The following is a 16,438-nucleotide window of genomic DNA, read 5'->3' on the forward strand; positions in this document are numbered from 1 at the left end:
TTTAAGACCCATAAAAAAGCGGATGATTACTCATCCGCTTTTTTATTTAACAACAATCCCAGTTATACAGCACTTTGGAAAAATCTCGTTTCTTTAAGTCTTCAGGATGAATAAAGAAATTCCCCACGCCTGAATCCCCCCACATAATCTCGTTTTCGGCATCATCGGTATCGAGCTGGAATAGCAGCACATAATCTTGAACTTTTTCATTATATTGACGTGGATCAGTTTGGGTAAAATAAGGATAACCGCCTAAACGATGCCCACTTGCGGAAGCGACTTCATCATAAGGTTCGATAAAATCATCTTCGAAATCACCACCTTCAAATTGATCTTCAAAATCATAAAGGTCTTCAACCCCTAAAATTTTCGGCGCAAAAGCAAAATCGCCCAAACTGATCGGCTGAGTGCTTAAAGCAAACTCAATCGAGTATTGTCCCGTAAAGGGCAAATAATCATCTTCTCCCAACTGAACTTCAGCGAAGTCTTGTTTTAATTGTGAAGCATCGGCAATGACCTGATCAAAGTACAACACTTTAAAGCCTGATTGCTGCTGTTGGTCATCAAAGTTCATTCCATACAGATCATCAGCAGCGATATAAAACTGTAAAATCCCCTGATCTGGGAAATTGGGCAAACTTGGAATTTCGGCAAAATTCAATTGCGCCAATAAAGCCAATGGCTTGCCATTCGAATCGACTGGATAAGTCGCATCCAAAGGCAAATAGGGTACTCCCCCCACCTTGCTCTGCCATACACTCAAGTTATCGTTAGCGTTGAGTTGCATGGTGACTGTAGGTTGAATTGTGGACGAAATTTTTTCTAGATATGGCTGCAAACTGTTCGGCAAAGCCTCTACTTTAAAATTCATTCTGTTGGTGATCCCTCTACTTATTTATAGAATCTACTATAAAACAAGTAAATAAAATCAGATAGCAGCCAACCTGCTTCCCACGACAAAAGCTGACGCGTAATTGCAGCATTATTTCTGACATAAATTCTGATAAGATGAGCCCAGGCAAAATCTGCGGTAGGAATGACAATGCGTACATATTTAGACCTTTTACAACATATCTTGGACAATGGCGGCGACAAAGGTGACCGCACAGGCACAGGTACACGTTCAGTATTTGGTCATCAGATGCGCTTTGATCTTTCCAAAGGTTTCCCGCTACTGACCACCAAGAAAGTCCACTTTCGTTCGATTGTGATCGAACTACTCTGGTTCCTTAAAGGCGATACCAACGTTCAATATCTCAAAGACAATAAAGTAAGCATCTGGGATGAATGGGCAACTGCCGAGCAAACAGCACGTTTTGGTCGTCCTGAGGGTGAGCTTGGGCCAGTTTATGGTCATCAATGGCGTAACTTTGGCGCAGCTCAAAATGAAGATGGCAGCTATCAGCAGAATGGTTTTGATCAGATCAAATGGTTGATCAATGAAATCAAGACCAATCCAAATTCACGTCGTTTGATCGTGTCTGGCTGGAACCCCAATGAAGCAGGCAAAGTGGCCTTACCGCCTTGTCATACCTTGTTCCAGTTTTTTGTACAAGACAACAAACTGTCATGCCAATTGTATCAACGCAGTGCCGATGTCTTCTTAGGTGTACCATTTAATATCGCCAGCTATGCCCTACTCACCCATATGATTGCGCAAGTCTGTGGCTTAGGTGTAGGGGATTTTGTCTGGACAGGCGGAGATACTCATCTCTATGCCAACCACTTTGAACAGGCACAATTACAGCTGTCACGTGAACCTTTAGCGCTGTGTGAATTAAAATTGAACCCTGAGATTACCGATATATTTGACTTCAAATTTGAAGATATTGAAATTGTCGGTTATGAGTCACACCCTGCAATCAAAGCACCTGTCGCAGTTTAAATCGGTTAGTTAGAGAGAATATAAAAATGGCATGGCAAGGCACTGAAGTTGTCCACGTAGTCGCAATGGATAAAAATCACTGTATCGGCAAAGGCAATGCTTTGCCGTGGCATATCTCTGCTGACCTGAAGCACTTTAAAGCCATTACCCAAGGGGGTGTGGTGATTATGGGGCGTAAAACGCTTGAGTCGATGGGTCGTACTCTGCCAAATCGCGTGAATTGGGTCATTACCCGAGATCCCGCTTGGCAATTTGAAGGCGTTAAAGTTGCACATAGTATAGAAGCCGCTCTCAATGGCGCACTTACAGACGTGCAACATTCAGAAAAAGCCGCCTTATTTATTATTGGAGGTGGAGAGATTTTTACTCAAACGCTCGCCATTGCGGATCGTTTAGAATTAACTCACGTTGATCTCGATGTTCAAGGTGATGCGCATTACCCAGAAATCTCCGATGACTTTCGCAAAGTAAACTCGGAACAGCATACTGATGAGAAATCAGGGGTTACTTTTGAGTTTGCGACCTACCAAAAATAAAAATGGATCGCGCTTGCCATGCACAATATTGGATCACGTGAGTTTTTCATCGCTTTAGGCATCGGGCTTTTACACAGTCTGTTTACCTTGTGCGTGATCCTCTCAAGTGTCTGGCTCTGTCTTGCTTTATGGATTCAACAACCCTTAGGCAGTTTTTTCAGTCGAGCCGTCATTGCGCTATGGGCCTTATTTGCACTCAGCTTGATTGGTGTCTATGTCAGTGGTCATTTGATAAGTCGCCGCACCGACATCATTATTTATTGTGTCGCCTTTGCGTGTGCCTTAGTCTGGTATTTTTCCTTAGAGGCAAGACAAGATCGGGATTGGAATCCTGAGGTTGCAGAACAACTGAGCTATGAAAAGAAGGGTGATCTGGTCAAGCTGCATAATGTGCGAAATTTTGACTGGCATGCCGATGGCAGCTATGACATTCATTGGGAAGATCGCAGCATTAATCTGAATAAAATCACGGGCATCAATGTCATTACCTCCTACTGGATGGGACCACAGATTGCCCATACGCTGGTCAGTTTCGATTTTTCTGATCAAAAGCCATTGGTGTTCTCGATTGAAATTCGTAAGGAAAAAGGTGAAGACTTTTCTGCGATTGGTGGCTTTTTCCGTAAATACGAACTCAGTTTAGTTGCTTCAGATGAAAAGGATCTGATCTATACGCGCAGTAATGTTCGCCATGAACAAGTCTACTTATTCCCGATCAGGATGCCTACAGCTGAACGCAAAGCCCTGTTTATTGAATATCTGCATAAAGCAGATGAACTGCGTGCCGAAGCCAAATGGTACAATACCTTGACCAGTAACTGCACCACGCTGGTCTTTGACATGGTTCAAGCAATTAATCCACAGCGCTTACCTAAAGACTACCGGTTATTGGCTTCAGGTTATTTACCCAATTACCTCTACGATCTGAAAGCCCTCAATCAAAACTACAGCATGAAAGAATGGTATCGCTTGGCGCATATCAATCCACGTGCTGAGCAATATGAGCAACAAGCCAATCAAAGTAGTGAATACTTTTCTCAGATCATTCGCTCAGGCCTACCCAAAACTGAGTGATTTTCCCACCCATTTTATTAAAGGCATCTGGACATTTACAAAAGGATACGCAATATCCTGCTCCAGTCCATGTTGTTTTATTCTAATACCAAGCATAGAAACACAATGATTTGGACTTAAATTTTATGTTAAAGCCTTTTTTAACAACATGTACTTTAGCAATTGCAGTCGCAATGACGGGCTGTGCAACCACAGAATCTCTCCACACCTCACCGAATGCCTCACAAAAAGAAAGCATCGGCCTCTATAACCGTAATTGGATTGCAACCCAGATCAATGGTGTAGAAATTAAGAGCAATGAGCTTTCTAGCAAACGCCCTGCAATTCAGTTCGATGCCAAAGGCAAACGTTTCTTTGGTGCAGACGGCTGTAATCATATTCAAGGTAGCTTTGAAAGCCAAGGCGCTATCTTACGCCTAGGCCCAATTGCTTCAACCATGATGGCCTGTATCGGCAAAGACAACAGCGCGCTCTCTCGACAATATGCAAATGCTTTAGCAAGCACTACCAGCTACGAACTTAAAGGACATGAACTTAAATTCATGGACACATCAGGCAAGGTTCTTGTGAGTTTCGTTACAGTGATTCAACCACTGCCTTAATTTCCAAATCACAATAATGTAAAAGCTCGTTTCAAACACGGGCTTTTACTTTTTAACCACTTCGTTTAAGTTAATAGCATTCTTAGAATTTGGGGACTTATATGCAACAGGCACTATTTGGTGGTGGATGTTTTTGGTGTGTAGAAGCAGTATTTCTACAACTCAAAGGTGTAGAAAAAGTGGTGAGTGGTTATGCGGGTGGAGTCAGTCAAAATCCGACTTATGAGCAGGTTTGTCAAGGTACAACTCAACATGCTGAAGTTGTTCTGATTGATTTCGATGAGCAGCAGATCAGCTATACACAATTGTTAAATGTGTTCTTTACCACACATGATCCAACCACGCTGAACCGTCAGGGCAATGACATTGGAACACAATACCGCTCTGTGATTTATTACTTCAATGATGAACAGAAGCAGCAAGCTGAGCAGGTCATTCACAGTCTGGAAAATGAAGGACTGAATATCGTAACTGAGCTCAGCCCAGTACCGACGTTCTACCCTGCGGAAGAGTATCATCAGAACTTCTTTGCACGTAACCCGTCACAAGGCTACTGCAACTTTAGTATTCCCCCTAAGCTCTCTAAACTCCGTGCCAAGTATCTTGATCTGCTCAAAGATGAATAAGCATAAAAAAAGCAACTCAATGAGTTGCTTTTTTTATGTACGACGTTGTCTTAGTTTTCACTGACAAACGCAATATCACTTAAACCCGCTTCACTGGCACGAGACATCACTTGTGCAACCGTATCATATTTTGATTCTTTGTCAGCACGTAACTGCACCGTCGGTTTTGTCTCAGCCTGACCCGCTTCCTGGAAACGCTTTTCTAGCTCATCGAGGCTAATAATTTGCGCATCCCAAGCCACCTCGCCCTTGTCATTAATACTAATGGTAATGGCTTTTGGTGGAGGATCAACAATTTCAGCAGTTGTTTTTGGTAAACTTAGTGGAATTGATGGGTTAGCAACCGTTGCTGTGACTAAAAAGATAATCATCAATACCAACATGATGTCGATCAGAGGAATGAGATTCATCTCATTCATGCCAGTGTCGTGGTCTTCACCCAATTGAAAGCCCATCTTAAGCTTGACCTCCAACTAAACTTTGTTGAGTCGCTTTAGTTTCTGTCTTTGCCGCTGTTTCTTGCTGCAACATGGTGTCAATTAACAGGCTGTGTGCTTGATCTTGTAAATCATGCGCCAAGCCACGGTTGAAACGTACACAGATGTTATAGGCCATAACTGCTGGAATTGCGACTGCAAGACCAAGACCTGTCATAATCAGCGCCTCACCTACAGGTGTTGCCACTTGAGCCAAGCCTGCTTGGCCACTCTTACCCACTGCAACCAGCGCGTGGAAAATACCCCACACTGTACCGAACAAACCCACAAACGGTGCCAGTGAAGCAATTGTTCCAAGCACAGATACACCTTTTTCTGCTTGAGATTTTTCAGCAGAGATCTGACGAAGCAAGGCTTGTTCAGCAACAGCCTTACGTTGTTCAAACGATAAAGGCTGTAACTTTGATTTAAGTGCAGCCAGCGCTTGAACGAGTTGATTATAAGCCTGTTGTTTTAATTGGCGTGTTCCTAATAGGCGTAGAATGAAAATAGTCCACGTCGCAATCGACATTGCTAATAGGATGAAATACAGCGTTTTACTTACTGCATCTGCATGTTGCCAATAAACTGAAAAGTTCATATACGAACTCCTGATTTAATCTGTCGCAAGGACTCAAATTTATTAAGGACTAAGATCAAACGGTTGCTCTGCTCGAATTGGGTAAGCAACACCATTTTCCATATACGGTTTAAATTTCGCACTTCTGACAGCACGTAAAACTTTTTCATCTAAACTCGGTAAACCACTGCTACGAGTCACCCGTGCATTGGTAATTTTACCTTTTTCATCCGCTTCGATCATGACCATCACTGAACGTGTTTGGTTATCTAAATCTTTCGCTGTTACAGATAATTTCGGTGAACGACTCCACTGTACGCCTGAACCACCAATCGATACGCGTTTTGGCGATGGATCAGCAGCAGGTTGCGGTTTGGCGACTTCCTGAACAGGTTGCGGTTTCTCAACCACTTTTTCAGTCACTGTCGTCGTAATTTTTGTTTCAACTTTTGGCTCAACCTTAGGTTCAGTTTTCTGAAGCACAGGTTTTGGCGCCTCTTTGACCTGTTGAACCTTTTCAATCTTTTTCGGTGGAGGCAAAGGTTTTTCAACGACCTTCACTTCCTTCACTTCTTTTTTAGGTTCAGGCTTTGGCTTTTCTTTCGGTTTTGGCGGTTCCGGCTTAGGTGGCTCTTTAATTTTAACGAACTTTACCTTAAGCGGCTCTTTCTCGACTGGTTTTAACTCAATCGTTTTCATGTGGCTCACCGCCCACAGAACGCCTACATGTCCAATCACAACTGCAACTAAGGCAGCGATGATCTTCTTTTTCATCGGGTGTGGCGTGTTGAATGTAGCAGGAGATTGACTCATAAGAATCTAAGTACCTAATAGATGGTGACGCTTTCAAAAAAACGATTTCACTCATCGGATAGAACAATGAAAGTGTCGTAATAATAAATGAGAAGTGTTTTCATTTGCAACCGTTTTTTCTTGTATATTTGCTAAGCTTTTAAAAATAGGCATAAAAAAACATGCCTTTCGGCATGTTCTCTTTAAATAGAATTAAGGCTGTAACTTAGAAAACAACGGTCTTGTTGCCGTCGACAATAATACGGTCTTCTAAATGCCATTTCACAGCGCGTGCCAAGACATTACGCTCAACGTCTTCACCTAATTCACGTAGCTGTTCAACGTTGTAATCATGGCTCACACGTTCAACATCTTGCTCAATGATCGGGCCTTGATCGAGATCAGCCGTGACATAATGCGCTGTCGCACCAATCAACTTCACCCCTTTCTCATAGGCTTGTTTATATGGATTTGCACCCACGAAAGCTGGCAAGAATGAATGGTGAATATTGATGATCTTCATTTCCCATTGCGCTACAAAGTCCTCACTCAGGATCTGCATATAACGCGCCAAGATCAATAGGTCATTTCCTTGCATCATCTCATTGATCTGTGCATAGGCTTCGACTTTATTGTCTTTATTGACAGGAACCACATGGAATGGGATACCAAAATTTTCAACCGATTCACGTAAATCTGGATGATTTGAAATCACTTGGGTAATTTCACATGGCAATGAACCACGTGCATGGCGCCATAACAACTCTAACAGCGCATGGTCAACTTTAGAAACCAGAATACCAACTTTTTTCAGTTCACCGACAAAATTCAGTTTCCATTGCATACCATAGCGTTCAGCAACATTTGCAGCAAAAGTTTGCATTAATGCTTCTTTACGAGACGGCAAATTATCAAGTTCAAACTCAACACGCATAAAGTAACGCCCGCCTTGAGCTTCTGTCGCGTACTGATCAAGTGCGGTAATGTTTGCTCCCTGATGATACAAAAAGCTCGATACGGCTTGCACAATCCCCGGCTTGTCTTCACAAGTAATCAGTAATCGTGCTGTGTGGGCTGTAGTCGTGTTCATTTGGTTAATATCACTTATTCGAATCAAATTAAAATCAAGCCGAGCATTCTAACCCTTTTTTGCCCCTGACTAAATAGCTAAGGCTCACTCGTCATCATTTTTAAGATTAGATAAGCTGGCAAACAAATCCGATGGTCCCAGTGATTTAAGCAACTGTTCATAAGTCTGGCGACTTTCACCCATTAAATACGGACCTTCCAAGAACACCATTTGTCGCAATGCCTGCCAGACCCATTTTTCTTCGAGACGATTGTTATCGCTGATATGCCCCGACATATATAAGAAGTTGGTCCAGTTGGTCAGCACAATCCATAAATTGATGATCAAGGCTTCAATTTCCGAGTCAGTCATTTTCATCAGACCGGCATCCACAAAGGCACGATAAATTTTCTGGCCCTGTTGCATGACCTGACCAGCAAAACGCGGATAGATCTTCCGAAAGTCTTCATTATTTTCAACAAGATGATAAACATCACGATGAATAAAGCGATAGGCCCAAAGCTGATTACTCAGTACCTGAAAATAACTGATTTTATCGTTGGCATTTAAGGGACGATCTGTTGGTAAAGCCAACATTTCCAAGGTTTCAGCCTGATACTGCTGTGCCAGTTCCTTAATAATTTCCTGCTTATTACGGAAGTGATAGTACAGATTGCCAGGACTAATCCCCAACTCAGCCGCAATGTGATTGGTTGTAACCGAACGCTCTCCACGCTCATTAAACAACTGCAAACTGATTTGCAAAATTCTATCTTTTGTTTTGTTCGGTTTAGCGTGCGACATTGATTTTAACCATCTATAACATTATCAATAGGTTATAAAACGAACCTATAAAGCGACTTGACACTTTAGAGTATTTACTCTAAAAATTAAAAAATAATAAGCTTTCTTTTGGTCCACTCCTATGAACAGTCAAACAAAAACAACCGCTATGACACCTCATGCTGATGTGAAACGGCTACATGATTTGCTTGAGCAGCAAAAAGCAGCTTACCAACGCCATCCTGTGCCAAGCGCCAAAGAACGTATTGAACGCTTAGCTCGACTTAAAAGTATCTTGGTAAAATATCAAGATCAATTTGCTAACGCAATTAGTCAAGACTACGGCAATCGCGCCGTGATGGAAACCAAAATTGGTGAAGTTCTGACTTGTCTAGAACATATTAAATACTATAGCAAGAACTTAACCGAATGGATGAAACCATCTAAACGCCATATCAGCATGTTACACCAACCAGCAAAAGGGTGGGTAGAATATCAACCGCTGGGCGTGATCGGCATCATTGCGCCATGGAATTATCCTTTATTACTTTCAGTGGGGCCGTTGATTTGTGCCTTGGCCGCAGGCAACCATGCCATGATTAAAATTTCGAGTGCATCTTCAAACTTTGGCTATGTACTTGAAAATGCAATGGCAGAAGCTTTTCCTCAAGAATTGGTCGCGGTTGTTAACGGTGGTGGTGTTATTTCAGATGCATTCAGCCATCTGGCATTCGATAAAATGATTTTCACGGGCTCAACCTCTGTCGGTAAAACAGTGATGGCTGCTGCTGCTGAAAATCTTGTTCCAGTGATTCTAGAACTTGGCGGCAAGTCCCCTGCACTAGTTCATTCGGCCATGAACATTCGTGATGTGGCACAACGTATTGCTGTCGGTAAACTCTGGAATGCGGGTCAAACCTGTGTTGCACCAGACTATATGTTCCTGCCTAAAGGCAAAACTGCCGAGTTCACCAAGCACTACAATGACTTTGTGACCACCATGTATCCAAGCCTACGTGACAATAACGACTATACTTCGATTGTGAATGACAAGCAGTACAACCGCCTGCAAGGCTATTTGGAAGATGCGCGCGATCAAGGTGCGACCATTGTTGAACTGAATGCCAAAAATGAGTCTTTAACTGAAGTTCGTAAGATTGCACCAACCTTATTAACAGGTGTGACCACGGAAATGGAGATTATGAAGAATGAGATCTTCGGTCCAATTCTGCCTATTTTAGAGTACGAACATATCGAAGAAGCACTTCAATTTATTAATCATCGCCCACGTCCACTGGCTTTCTATTATTTTGATATTGATAGTGCGCGTGCAGATTATGTGGCCAGCCGTACCCATTCAGGGCACTTCGGGATCAACCAGACCCTGACTCATGTGGCACAGGATGACCTCCCATTTGGCGGCATTGGTGCATCAGGTATGGGCAAATATCATGGTAAAGAAGGGTTCTTTAGCTTCTCACATGAACGCTCAATGATGTCGAATCCAGTCAGCCCTAAACTTTACAGTTTAAAATTCATCCTTCCGCCGTATAATAAAGCCACACATAAACTGCTTTTGAAAACACTATTTCGCTAAGCTGGTTAAGGCATGAGCTATCACACCAGTTCATGCCTTGTTTTTACCAAATTCGCTTGTCTTTTAATCGTATTTTTGGTATAAAACGCCCCTTGAATGATTTCATCCGTTTACTTGAATGGCTAGTTGCACGAAATTGTGCTGTATAAACTAGCAATGGAGTTCACCATGTCTAAGGTTTGCCAAGTTACCGGCAAGCGTCCTATCGTTGGTAACAACGTGTCGCACGCAAACAACAAAACCAAACGCCGGTTCGAGCCGAACCTGCACCACCACCGTTTTTGGTTAGAAAGCGAAAAGCGTTTTGTACGTCTTCGTTTAACCACTAAAGGTATGCGTATTATTGATAAATTGGGTATCGAGAAAGTTGTTGCTGATCTCCGTGCTCAAGGTCAAAAGATCTAAGGAGTCTGAACAATGCGTGATAAGATTCGCCTCGTTTCTACAGCTGGTACAGGTTATTTCTATACCACTACTAAGAACAAACGTACTATGCCGGAAAAAATGGAAATCAAAAAATTTGATCCAAAAATCCGTCAACACGTCATTTTCAAAGAAGCTAAAATTAAATAATTTTAGTTCTTTAAAAAAAGCGGCTTCATTTGAAGTCGTTTTTTTTGCCTAAAAAAACAGCCATAATAAAAAACATGAAAGCACGATTTACATGATTTTTTTTGATAAATAAAAAAATTGTCATCAACAAATTCGATTTTAGTTGCTACACTTTATTCGCTGTTTTCTTGGCATGTTTTATGCTCATTTATTTCTACCTTAACCGCAACGATTAAGGAGCTCAAATGCCACATGATGTTGATTTAATTATATTACTTGCTGTTGGTTTTGGTATGGCCCTTATTTTTGGCTATATCGCAGCACGTTTACGCTTACCTCCTTTGATTGGTTATCTCGTTGCCGGCATTATTATTAGTCCAAATACGCCTGGTGTGGTCGGTGACATCCAACTCGCTAACCAATTGGCTGAACTCGGGGTCATGTTCCTCATGTTCGGCGTAGGGATGCACTTCTCTCTCAAAGATCTACTCCAAGTACGTCGTATTGCCTTACCTGGCGCCATTTTGCAAATTGCGGTTGCAACACTGCTCGGTATTGGCGTGTCCATGTTTTGGGGCTGGAGCTTTGGCTCAGCGTTAATCTTTGGCCTAAGCTTATCCTGTGCCAGTACTGTGGTGCTCCTGAAGGCATTGGGAGATCGCGGTTTACTTGACTCGGTGAACGGAAAAATTGCGGTCGGTTGGCTCTTGGTTGAAGATCTGGTGATGGTTCTGGCCTTGGTGCTTTTACCTGCAACAGCCGTGTTACTTGGCGGACAAGCACTGCCGGGCACAGATACTTCACAAAGTATCTGGATGACGATTGGCATCACCTTGCTTAAAGTCACAGGCTTTATTGCCTTTATGCTGATTATTGGTAAACGCTTAGTACCAATGATCATGCAATTCGTGGCACGTTTAGGTTCGCGTGAACTGTTCACCCTTACTGTCGTTGCCGCTGCAGTATCCATTGCCTACGGTTCTTATGCCGTGTTTGGGGTTTCAATGGCACTTGGCGCGTTCTTTGCCGGAATGGTGGTCAAAGAATCTGATTTTAGTCACCGTGCCGAAGAAGAAACCCTACCCTTACGTGAAATCTTCGCGATTCTATTCTTTGTTTCGGTTGGCATGCTGTTTGACCCAAGCATTTTAGTTGAAGAACCATTACGTATTTTAGCCGTGGTTGCCATCATCATGGTCGGCAAAACACTAGCGGCAATGGCTTTGGTGCTGTTCTTCCGCTATCCGATCAATACCGCCCTGACCGTTGGTGCCAGCTTGGCACAAATTGGGGAATTCTCCTTTATCTTGGCGACACTCGGCTTATCCTTAGGTTTATTAACCCCTGATGCACAAAACCTGATTCTTGCAGGCGCATTGTTCTCGATTACCCTAAACTCATTTGTGTTCTCTGCGATTGAGCCTGTGCAACGCTGGATTCGTGAGCGCTCGCATTTGGCGCGTATGTTAGAACGTAGTGGTGACCCACTGGCCATGTTACCCGATGAGGTCGATCAGGCTTACCTGCGCGATCAGGTGGTCATTATCGGCTATGGTGGCGTTGGTCGCCGTATCAGCGAAAATCTGATGCAACAGAATATCAAAGTGGTGATTGCCGAAGAAAATCGTGAAATCGTTGAAAAATTGCGTGCTGAAGGTATTGCTGCTGTGAGTGGTGAGGCAACCGAACCGAATGTCTTGATTCAAGCCCACATTCAACATGCTCGTCTGCTGGTGATTTCACCAATGGATATTTTGGATATTCATCGTATTGTCGATATTTCCAAACAGCTTAATCCTGAAATTCAGGTGTTGATCTGTGCAGAAAGTAAAGAAGAAGCGGTGGTGATTCGAGAAGAAAATATTGGTGAAGTCTTCTATGCCAAAGAAGAAATGGCCAAGAATATGAGTCATCATATTCTGAACCAGATCGAATTGGCACATCAGTCAGAAGCCCACTAGTTCATTTTGAAAGCATAAAAAAAGCGTACTTCAAATACGCTTTTTTTATATCTTAGGATTAGCTCAAATGAGTCGGCTGTTCGTCCATGACTTCCGCTTGCCATTGGTTCATCTGCTTTTCTAACAGACCGAACAAAGCTGCCTGAATCATGTGTTGTGCAACCGTTGGGGTCTGATCGCCCAAAATCGCTTTCACTTCATCACTAAACTGAATTTTGACTAAAGGCTCATTTTCTTCAGAACCCGCATTGCGCAAAGCCAGCTCACCACCCTCGAGTTGAACCAATTCAAGAACGGCTTCTTGATTACCAAATAATTCTTTTAACTGTTGCATTGACATAAATTTTCTCCATGCTTCAACATGGTGGCAAAGTATTTTGCGCTCACGTCTTATTTATATAAGTACTGTTGGCAAAGATTTCAAGTCATCTTCAAGATTTGACTTAGAACTCCACCATTTCATTACGAAAACCATCAATTAAATGACTTAACTCGCGATGCCATTCACGTAGAATTTTGGCATCAGGCAACCACGCCTGTGGACTTTGTGTCACTTTAATAATCAGATTGGAAGAAGTCTCGTTTTCCGGTTCTGGCGCTGTTGGCTCAGGCGCATATTGGCACATACGATAAGCACGCTTCAATTCAGCCACAAAACCATCTTTTGCCAATTGCTGCAACACCAGCACCTCAGGTGACACCTGCCCTTTATCTGCCATGTGCTCTTCAATGGACTTAAAGGTTGGCTGTAAATCATTGAGACGGTAATAGCGTACCAATTCTTGTAAGAAAGCTAAAATTGCGCCATGTAAATGAAACACTGCTGCTTCACGATAAGCTTGTGCCTGCTGGATATGTTCAGTTTGCTCCGCTTGTTGACATGCCAGACGAGCAAAATACAGTTTTTGATTGGTGCGATCAGCATGGTAACGAGCAACACGGGACATAATATTTTCCTTCAAGATCCTTTCGCTTGGATAGCTTAAGATTAAATGCTTTAATGATAAAATCAATATCTTTTGAGCCTGCCCATGCGTCATATTCAACAAGCCATACTGAGCTTAATATGCTGTATGGCTATTCCCGTCTCGCATAGCTGTGAACCTACTGCCTTGGATTGGGACAAGCTCTATGCCGATTACGATCTCAATCATGATCAAATGATTGATCAAAATGAATGGAAACAACTGATTCACTTAAAAGACCAACCCGTTTCTTGGCAGAAAAAAGCATTCGCAATTGACCCCAACCGAATGAAAATTTTTAAAGCACTCGATCAAGATCATAATGGTTTAATTGACCAACAAGAAATCAACAATATATATGGCTATTTCATCAATCCTTGTCTAGGCTGGGGTTCGACTTGGGGTAAATGAGACAAGGTCCATGAGCGAATCTCAAGGGTTTTAAGCCCTTGTATAATCCGCTCGGCACTTGGAGCGACAATTCGATAAAGCCGTATATTACTTGCGCATTTAAACTTAAGCGTTATCTTCTGCTATTTTCACACGGATGCCATAACCTTTGACTTTCAAAGTATTGAGACCTTTCACTGCTTTGATCGCTTCACGTGGATTTGGCATTTCAACAAAGCCAAAGCCTTTGGACTTACCTGTTTCAGCATCTTTGACCACCACGCAAGACTCGACTTTGCCATAGGCTTTGAATAAATCGAGAATCTCCGCATCAGTCACGCTACGATCTAAATTACGAACTAAAATTTTCATGCTAAAACCTAAAAGATGATTCATTCTGTCATGGAATAGTGCTGTATTTACTGCCCCACAACATCAATCAAGAAATTGAATCTGCTTAGTCTAATCGAAATCAATGCCAAAACCTAAATTGATTGCGGTTTGATGCGAACGCTTGGCTTGCGCATAAGCACGTGGGACATCTCGATGGATCTGCGTATCCACTAAATGTTGAGGTAAATCATTCAGAAAATAGCTTTCTATTTTTCTACCCAGTTCATCATATTGATCATGTGACCATAAATTTAAATTTTGTTTGGTCAAAATCAATTCATTCTCGGCACGGGTTAAAGCCACGTACAGTACACGGCGTTCTTCTTCGACATCATCAAAATCACCTTGCGCGCGTGCATGTGGATATTGATTGGGAGAGACATGCGGTACATAACAGACTTTTTGTTCCGCCCCTTTGGCAGAGTGGATGGTAATCAACGTCACTAAATCTTGATCTGGGGTTTTATCAATTTCTGACACTGAAATTGGATCGAGTACATATTCCTCCAAAAACTCTCCGAGTGAGCTATGCTTTCGTGCCAGTTGCTTGACCAGATCAAAGTCTTTGATCCGACGCGTCCAGTCTTTGGTTTTATAGTTATTTTCCAACTGCTCGTTCAAGGCATCCAAGGCCAGACCAATACAGGCTTCAACATGTTGCTGCAGCACATCCAGTTGCATCAAGATCAGAATTGCCTGTTGTGGCACTTTGCCATGTCGCTCTAATCGCTGACAACGTGCCTCAATATCAGGCAGTTGAATCAGCTCCTGTGCCAACTTGCTGGCACCAACATCCCCTACACCATCCCACAGCGTCAGAAAACGCATCCAGGCCAAGTCATCCTGCGGATTAACACTGACCCGGAGTAAGCTCAAAACATCTTTAACATGCGCTGATTCTAAAAGCTTCACCCCACCAATAAAGCGATAAGGGATATTCGCGGCAATTAAAGCCCCTTCCAAATAGCGACCACTAAAACCTGAGCGCAGTAACACCATATGTTCTGCCCAAGCTGCACCGTGCATATGGCGCCGATTCAAATCTTGGATAATCCAATTGGCCTCTTCAAACTCATTGCTCAGAATATGCAGTTGTGGTTTTAAACCTGTGCCACGATAAGCTTGCAAATGCTTGTCATATTCAATCTGGCTTTGATCCAGCAACCAATTGGATAAATCTAAAATGCCTTGCGTAGAACGATAGTTCATTTCTAGCGTCAAAACTTCGGCATCAGGTACACGTTCTTTAAAATGATGGATATTTTCAAAATCTGCACCACGGAAACCGTAAATCGACTGTGCATCATCTCCTACACAAAACAGTTTCACCTTCCCCACCAAGGGCTGTAAGAGTGCCCATTGCAGAGGATTAGTATCCTGCATTTCATCGACCAATAGCGCCGAACAGAAACTGGTGACCCACTTCACCAACTCAGGTGAATTCTGCAAATGCACTGCCACGATAGACAGGATGTCATCATAATCGAGAAAATTACGTTCTTGCTTACGTTGTTCGTATGCTTTCATCAACTCGGCAATCTGCGCCTTATACTCCACCGCTTGCGGTAATTGCTCAAGCAAAGCATCCGACAATTTGGTTCTGGTATTACGCGCATAGGAGTATAGATCACACAATTCTGCTGCTTTAGGCAACACATTACCCTTATCTTTACCGCGCAACAGCCGGAACATCAGCAATTGATCATCTCGATCAATAATACTGAACTGACTCAGACCAAAAGCACCTGGGTTGCGACGTAATAGATACATACAGAAGGTATGAAAAGTTGAAGCACGCAAGCCTTTGGCCTGTGATCCCATATGCTGTTCAACACGGGTAACAATTTCACTGGCCGCCCGACGGGTAAAGGTCAAAATTTGAATCTGCTGTGCAGGCAAGCCCTGATCAATTAAATAGGCGGCTCTGGCCACAATGGTCTTGGTTTTACCACAGCCTGCCCCTGCCAAAACCAGACAATTCTGTGCAGCCGTTGTGGCTGCTTGTTTTTGTTGTGGATTCAGTTCATCAATTAGCTTGGCAAGCGTCATACAATCGGTCAATTAGAAATGAATCGCTATTTTAGCAGACTCCAGCGATTGAATTGTTCTCGACTACAAAAACAAAAAGAGCATGTAAATACATGCTCTCGGGTTTAA

At 42.8% G+C, this 16,438-nt stretch carries 20 protein-coding genes; 10 read left to right on the forward strand and 10 right to left on the reverse strand.

Going from position 1 to position 16,438, the window contains the following annotated elements; translation table 11 throughout:
* Positions 1 to 46: 46 nt before the first annotated feature.
* The gene (locus tag F907_RS02435; protein ID WP_016653130.1) at positions 47 to 871 is read right to left on the reverse strand and encodes a YwqG family protein; all 825 of its coding nucleotides are present in this window, start codon (positions 869 to 871) and stop codon (positions 47 to 49) included.
* 171 nt (positions 872 to 1,042) lie between these two features.
* Between F907_RS02435 and thyA the strand changes: the two genes are divergently transcribed.
* The 5 genes from thyA to msrA all read left to right on the forward strand — a co-directional run bounded on the left by thyA (position 1,043) and on the right by msrA (position 4,723).
* The gene (gene thyA / locus F907_RS02430) at positions 1,043 to 1,885 is read left to right on the forward strand and encodes a thymidylate synthase (protein ID WP_016653131.1); all 843 of its coding nucleotides are present in this window, start codon (positions 1,043 to 1,045) and stop codon (positions 1,883 to 1,885) included.
* 26 nt (positions 1,886 to 1,911) lie between these two features.
* Positions 1,912 to 2,421: a dihydrofolate reductase gene (locus F907_RS02425; RefSeq protein WP_016653132.1), complete on the forward strand. Its 510-nt coding sequence runs from the start codon at positions 1,912 to 1,914 to the stop codon at positions 2,419 to 2,421.
* An 18-nt stretch (positions 2,422 to 2,439) separates the two neighbouring features.
* Complete coding sequence (locus F907_RS02420; RefSeq protein WP_016653133.1) at positions 2,440 to 3,495, forward strand: Lnb N-terminal periplasmic domain-containing protein; 1,056 nt, start codon at positions 2,440 to 2,442, stop codon at positions 3,493 to 3,495.
* Positions 3,496 to 3,620: 125 nt separating this feature from the next.
* Complete coding sequence (locus tag F907_RS02415; protein ID WP_016653134.1) at positions 3,621 to 4,097, forward strand: META domain-containing protein; 477 nt, start codon at positions 3,621 to 3,623, stop codon at positions 4,095 to 4,097.
* Positions 4,098 to 4,198: 101 nt separating this feature from the next.
* The gene (gene msrA / locus F907_RS02410) at positions 4,199 to 4,723 is read left to right on the forward strand and encodes a peptide-methionine (S)-S-oxide reductase MsrA (protein ID WP_016653135.1); all 525 of its coding nucleotides are present in this window, start codon (positions 4,199 to 4,201) and stop codon (positions 4,721 to 4,723) included.
* Positions 4,724 to 4,773: 50 nt separating this feature from the next.
* Here msrA and F907_RS02405 read toward each other — a convergent pair whose 3' ends face one another.
* The 5 genes from F907_RS02405 to F907_RS02385 form a co-directional block, all read right to left on the reverse strand.
* The gene (locus F907_RS02405; RefSeq protein WP_005278858.1) at positions 4,774 to 5,178 is read right to left on the reverse strand and encodes an ExbD/TolR family protein; all 405 of its coding nucleotides are present in this window, start codon (positions 5,176 to 5,178) and stop codon (positions 4,774 to 4,776) included.
* Between the two features lies 1 nt (position 5,179).
* Positions 5,180 to 5,800: a MotA/TolQ/ExbB proton channel family protein gene (locus tag F907_RS02400; RefSeq protein ID WP_005278855.1), complete on the reverse strand. Its 621-nt coding sequence runs from the start codon at positions 5,798 to 5,800 to the stop codon at positions 5,180 to 5,182.
* Between the two features lie 42 nt (positions 5,801 to 5,842).
* A complete protein-coding gene (locus F907_RS02395; protein WP_016653136.1) occupies positions 5,843 to 6,592 on the reverse strand; it encodes an energy transducer TonB in 750 nt (249 codons plus the stop codon).
* Positions 6,593 to 6,797: 205 nt separating this feature from the next.
* A complete protein-coding gene (purU, locus tag F907_RS02390) occupies positions 6,798 to 7,661 on the reverse strand; it encodes a formyltetrahydrofolate deformylase (RefSeq protein ID WP_005278850.1) in 864 nt (287 codons plus the stop codon).
* 84 nt (positions 7,662 to 7,745) lie between these two features.
* Positions 7,746 to 8,444, reverse strand: coding sequence for a TetR/AcrR family transcriptional regulator (locus tag F907_RS02385; RefSeq protein WP_004655980.1), 699 nt, complete (start codon positions 8,442 to 8,444; stop codon positions 7,746 to 7,748).
* Between the two features lie 121 nt (positions 8,445 to 8,565).
* On the opposite strand from F907_RS02385, the gene F907_RS02380 reads away from it, so the two are divergent.
* From F907_RS02380 to F907_RS02365, 4 genes are all read left to right on the forward strand, one after another.
* Complete coding sequence (locus F907_RS02380; RefSeq protein ID WP_016653137.1) at positions 8,566 to 10,020, forward strand: coniferyl aldehyde dehydrogenase; 1,455 nt, start codon at positions 8,566 to 8,568, stop codon at positions 10,018 to 10,020.
* Between the two features lie 168 nt (positions 10,021 to 10,188).
* Positions 10,189 to 10,425: a 50S ribosomal protein L28 gene (gene rpmB / locus F907_RS02375; protein ID WP_004649871.1), complete on the forward strand. Its 237-nt coding sequence runs from the start codon at positions 10,189 to 10,191 to the stop codon at positions 10,423 to 10,425.
* A 12-nt stretch (positions 10,426 to 10,437) separates the two neighbouring features.
* Complete coding sequence (gene rpmG, locus F907_RS02370; protein ID WP_003654787.1) at positions 10,438 to 10,593, forward strand: 50S ribosomal protein L33; 156 nt, start codon at positions 10,438 to 10,440, stop codon at positions 10,591 to 10,593.
* 224 nt (positions 10,594 to 10,817) lie between these two features.
* Positions 10,818 to 12,533, forward strand: a complete 1,716-nt coding sequence (locus F907_RS02365; protein WP_016653138.1) for a cation:proton antiporter — start codon at positions 10,818 to 10,820, stop codon at positions 12,531 to 12,533.
* Positions 12,534 to 12,591: 58 nt separating this feature from the next.
* On the opposite strand, the gene F907_RS02360 is transcribed toward F907_RS02365, so the two are convergent.
* Together F907_RS02360 and F907_RS02355 are read right to left on the reverse strand one after the other, a co-directional pair.
* Positions 12,592 to 12,873 (reverse strand): hypothetical protein, encoded by a 282-nt coding sequence (locus F907_RS02360; protein ID WP_005239863.1) that lies wholly within the window; start codon positions 12,871 to 12,873, stop codon positions 12,592 to 12,594.
* 103 nt (positions 12,874 to 12,976) lie between these two features.
* Positions 12,977 to 13,480, reverse strand: a complete 504-nt coding sequence (locus tag F907_RS02355; RefSeq protein ID WP_004655987.1) for a DUF6586 family protein — start codon at positions 13,478 to 13,480, stop codon at positions 12,977 to 12,979.
* Positions 13,481 to 13,564: 84 nt separating this feature from the next.
* Here F907_RS02355 and F907_RS02350 point away from each other — a divergent pair, with 84 nt between their 5' ends.
* Positions 13,565 to 13,909, forward strand: coding sequence for an EF-hand domain-containing protein (locus tag F907_RS02350; RefSeq protein ID WP_005239864.1), 345 nt, complete (start codon positions 13,565 to 13,567; stop codon positions 13,907 to 13,909).
* Positions 13,910 to 14,014: 105 nt separating this feature from the next.
* On the opposite strand, the gene F907_RS02345 is transcribed toward F907_RS02350, so the two are convergent.
* Both F907_RS02345 and F907_RS02340 read right to left on the reverse strand, forming a co-directional pair.
* Entirely contained in the window at positions 14,015 to 14,260 is a 246-nt protein-coding gene (locus F907_RS02345) for an RNA recognition motif domain-containing protein (RefSeq protein ID WP_004655993.1), read from the reverse strand.
* A 90-nt stretch (positions 14,261 to 14,350) separates the two neighbouring features.
* The gene (locus tag F907_RS02340) at positions 14,351 to 16,330 is read right to left on the reverse strand and encodes an ATP-dependent helicase (RefSeq protein ID WP_016653139.1); all 1,980 of its coding nucleotides are present in this window, start codon (positions 16,328 to 16,330) and stop codon (positions 14,351 to 14,353) included.
* Positions 16,331 to 16,438 lie beyond the last annotated feature (108 nt).

This window comes from Acinetobacter colistiniresistens (assembly GCF_000413935.1).
In the GTDB taxonomy this organism is placed as follows: domain Bacteria; phylum Pseudomonadota; class Gammaproteobacteria; order Pseudomonadales; family Moraxellaceae; genus Acinetobacter; species Acinetobacter colistiniresistens.

What these genes read in the sequence shown, in the direction of transcription:
- F907_RS02435 (WP_016653130.1), bottom strand. Translation starts at nt 871, where the DNA reads ATGAATTTTAAAGTAGAGGCTTTGCCGAACAGTTTGCAGCCATATCTA.
- thyA (WP_016653131.1), top strand. Translation starts at nt 1,043, where the DNA reads ATGCGTACATATTTAGACCTTTTACAACATATCTTGGACAATGGCGGC.
- F907_RS02425 (WP_016653132.1), top strand. Translation starts at nt 1,912, where the DNA reads ATGGCATGGCAAGGCACTGAAGTTGTCCACGTAGTCGCAATGGATAAA.
- F907_RS02420 (WP_016653133.1), top strand. Translation starts at nt 2,440, where the DNA reads ATGCACAATATTGGATCACGTGAGTTTTTCATCGCTTTAGGCATCGGG.
- F907_RS02415 (WP_016653134.1), top strand. Translation starts at nt 3,621, where the DNA reads ATGTTAAAGCCTTTTTTAACAACATGTACTTTAGCAATTGCAGTCGCA.
- msrA (WP_016653135.1), top strand. Translation starts at nt 4,199, where the DNA reads ATGCAACAGGCACTATTTGGTGGTGGATGTTTTTGGTGTGTAGAAGCA.
- F907_RS02405 (WP_005278858.1), bottom strand. Translation starts at nt 5,178, where the DNA reads ATGGGCTTTCAATTGGGTGAAGACCACGACACTGGCATGAATGAGATG.
- F907_RS02400 (WP_005278855.1), bottom strand. Translation starts at nt 5,800, where the DNA reads ATGAACTTTTCAGTTTATTGGCAACATGCAGATGCAGTAAGTAAAACG.
- F907_RS02395 (WP_016653136.1), bottom strand. Translation starts at nt 6,592, where the DNA reads ATGAGTCAATCTCCTGCTACATTCAACACGCCACACCCGATGAAAAAG.
- purU (WP_005278850.1), bottom strand. Translation starts at nt 7,661, where the DNA reads ATGAACACGACTACAGCCCACACAGCACGATTACTGATTACTTGTGAA.
- F907_RS02385 (WP_004655980.1), bottom strand. Translation starts at nt 8,444, where the DNA reads ATGTCGCACGCTAAACCGAACAAAACAAAAGATAGAATTTTGCAAATC.
- F907_RS02380 (WP_016653137.1), top strand. Translation starts at nt 8,566, where the DNA reads ATGAACAGTCAAACAAAAACAACCGCTATGACACCTCATGCTGATGTG.
- rpmB (WP_004649871.1), top strand. Translation starts at nt 10,189, where the DNA reads ATGTCTAAGGTTTGCCAAGTTACCGGCAAGCGTCCTATCGTTGGTAAC.
- rpmG (WP_003654787.1), top strand. Translation starts at nt 10,438, where the DNA reads ATGCGTGATAAGATTCGCCTCGTTTCTACAGCTGGTACAGGTTATTTC.
- F907_RS02365 (WP_016653138.1), top strand. Translation starts at nt 10,818, where the DNA reads ATGCCACATGATGTTGATTTAATTATATTACTTGCTGTTGGTTTTGGT.
- F907_RS02360 (WP_005239863.1), bottom strand. Translation starts at nt 12,873, where the DNA reads ATGTCAATGCAACAGTTAAAAGAATTATTTGGTAATCAAGAAGCCGTT.
- F907_RS02355 (WP_004655987.1), bottom strand. Translation starts at nt 13,480, where the DNA reads ATGTCCCGTGTTGCTCGTTACCATGCTGATCGCACCAATCAAAAACTG.
- F907_RS02350 (WP_005239864.1), top strand. Translation starts at nt 13,565, where the DNA reads ATGCGTCATATTCAACAAGCCATACTGAGCTTAATATGCTGTATGGCT.
- F907_RS02345 (WP_004655993.1), bottom strand. Translation starts at nt 14,260, where the DNA reads ATGAAAATTTTAGTTCGTAATTTAGATCGTAGCGTGACTGATGCGGAG.
- F907_RS02340 (WP_016653139.1), bottom strand. Translation starts at nt 16,330, where the DNA reads ATGACGCTTGCCAAGCTAATTGATGAACTGAATCCACAACAAAAACAA.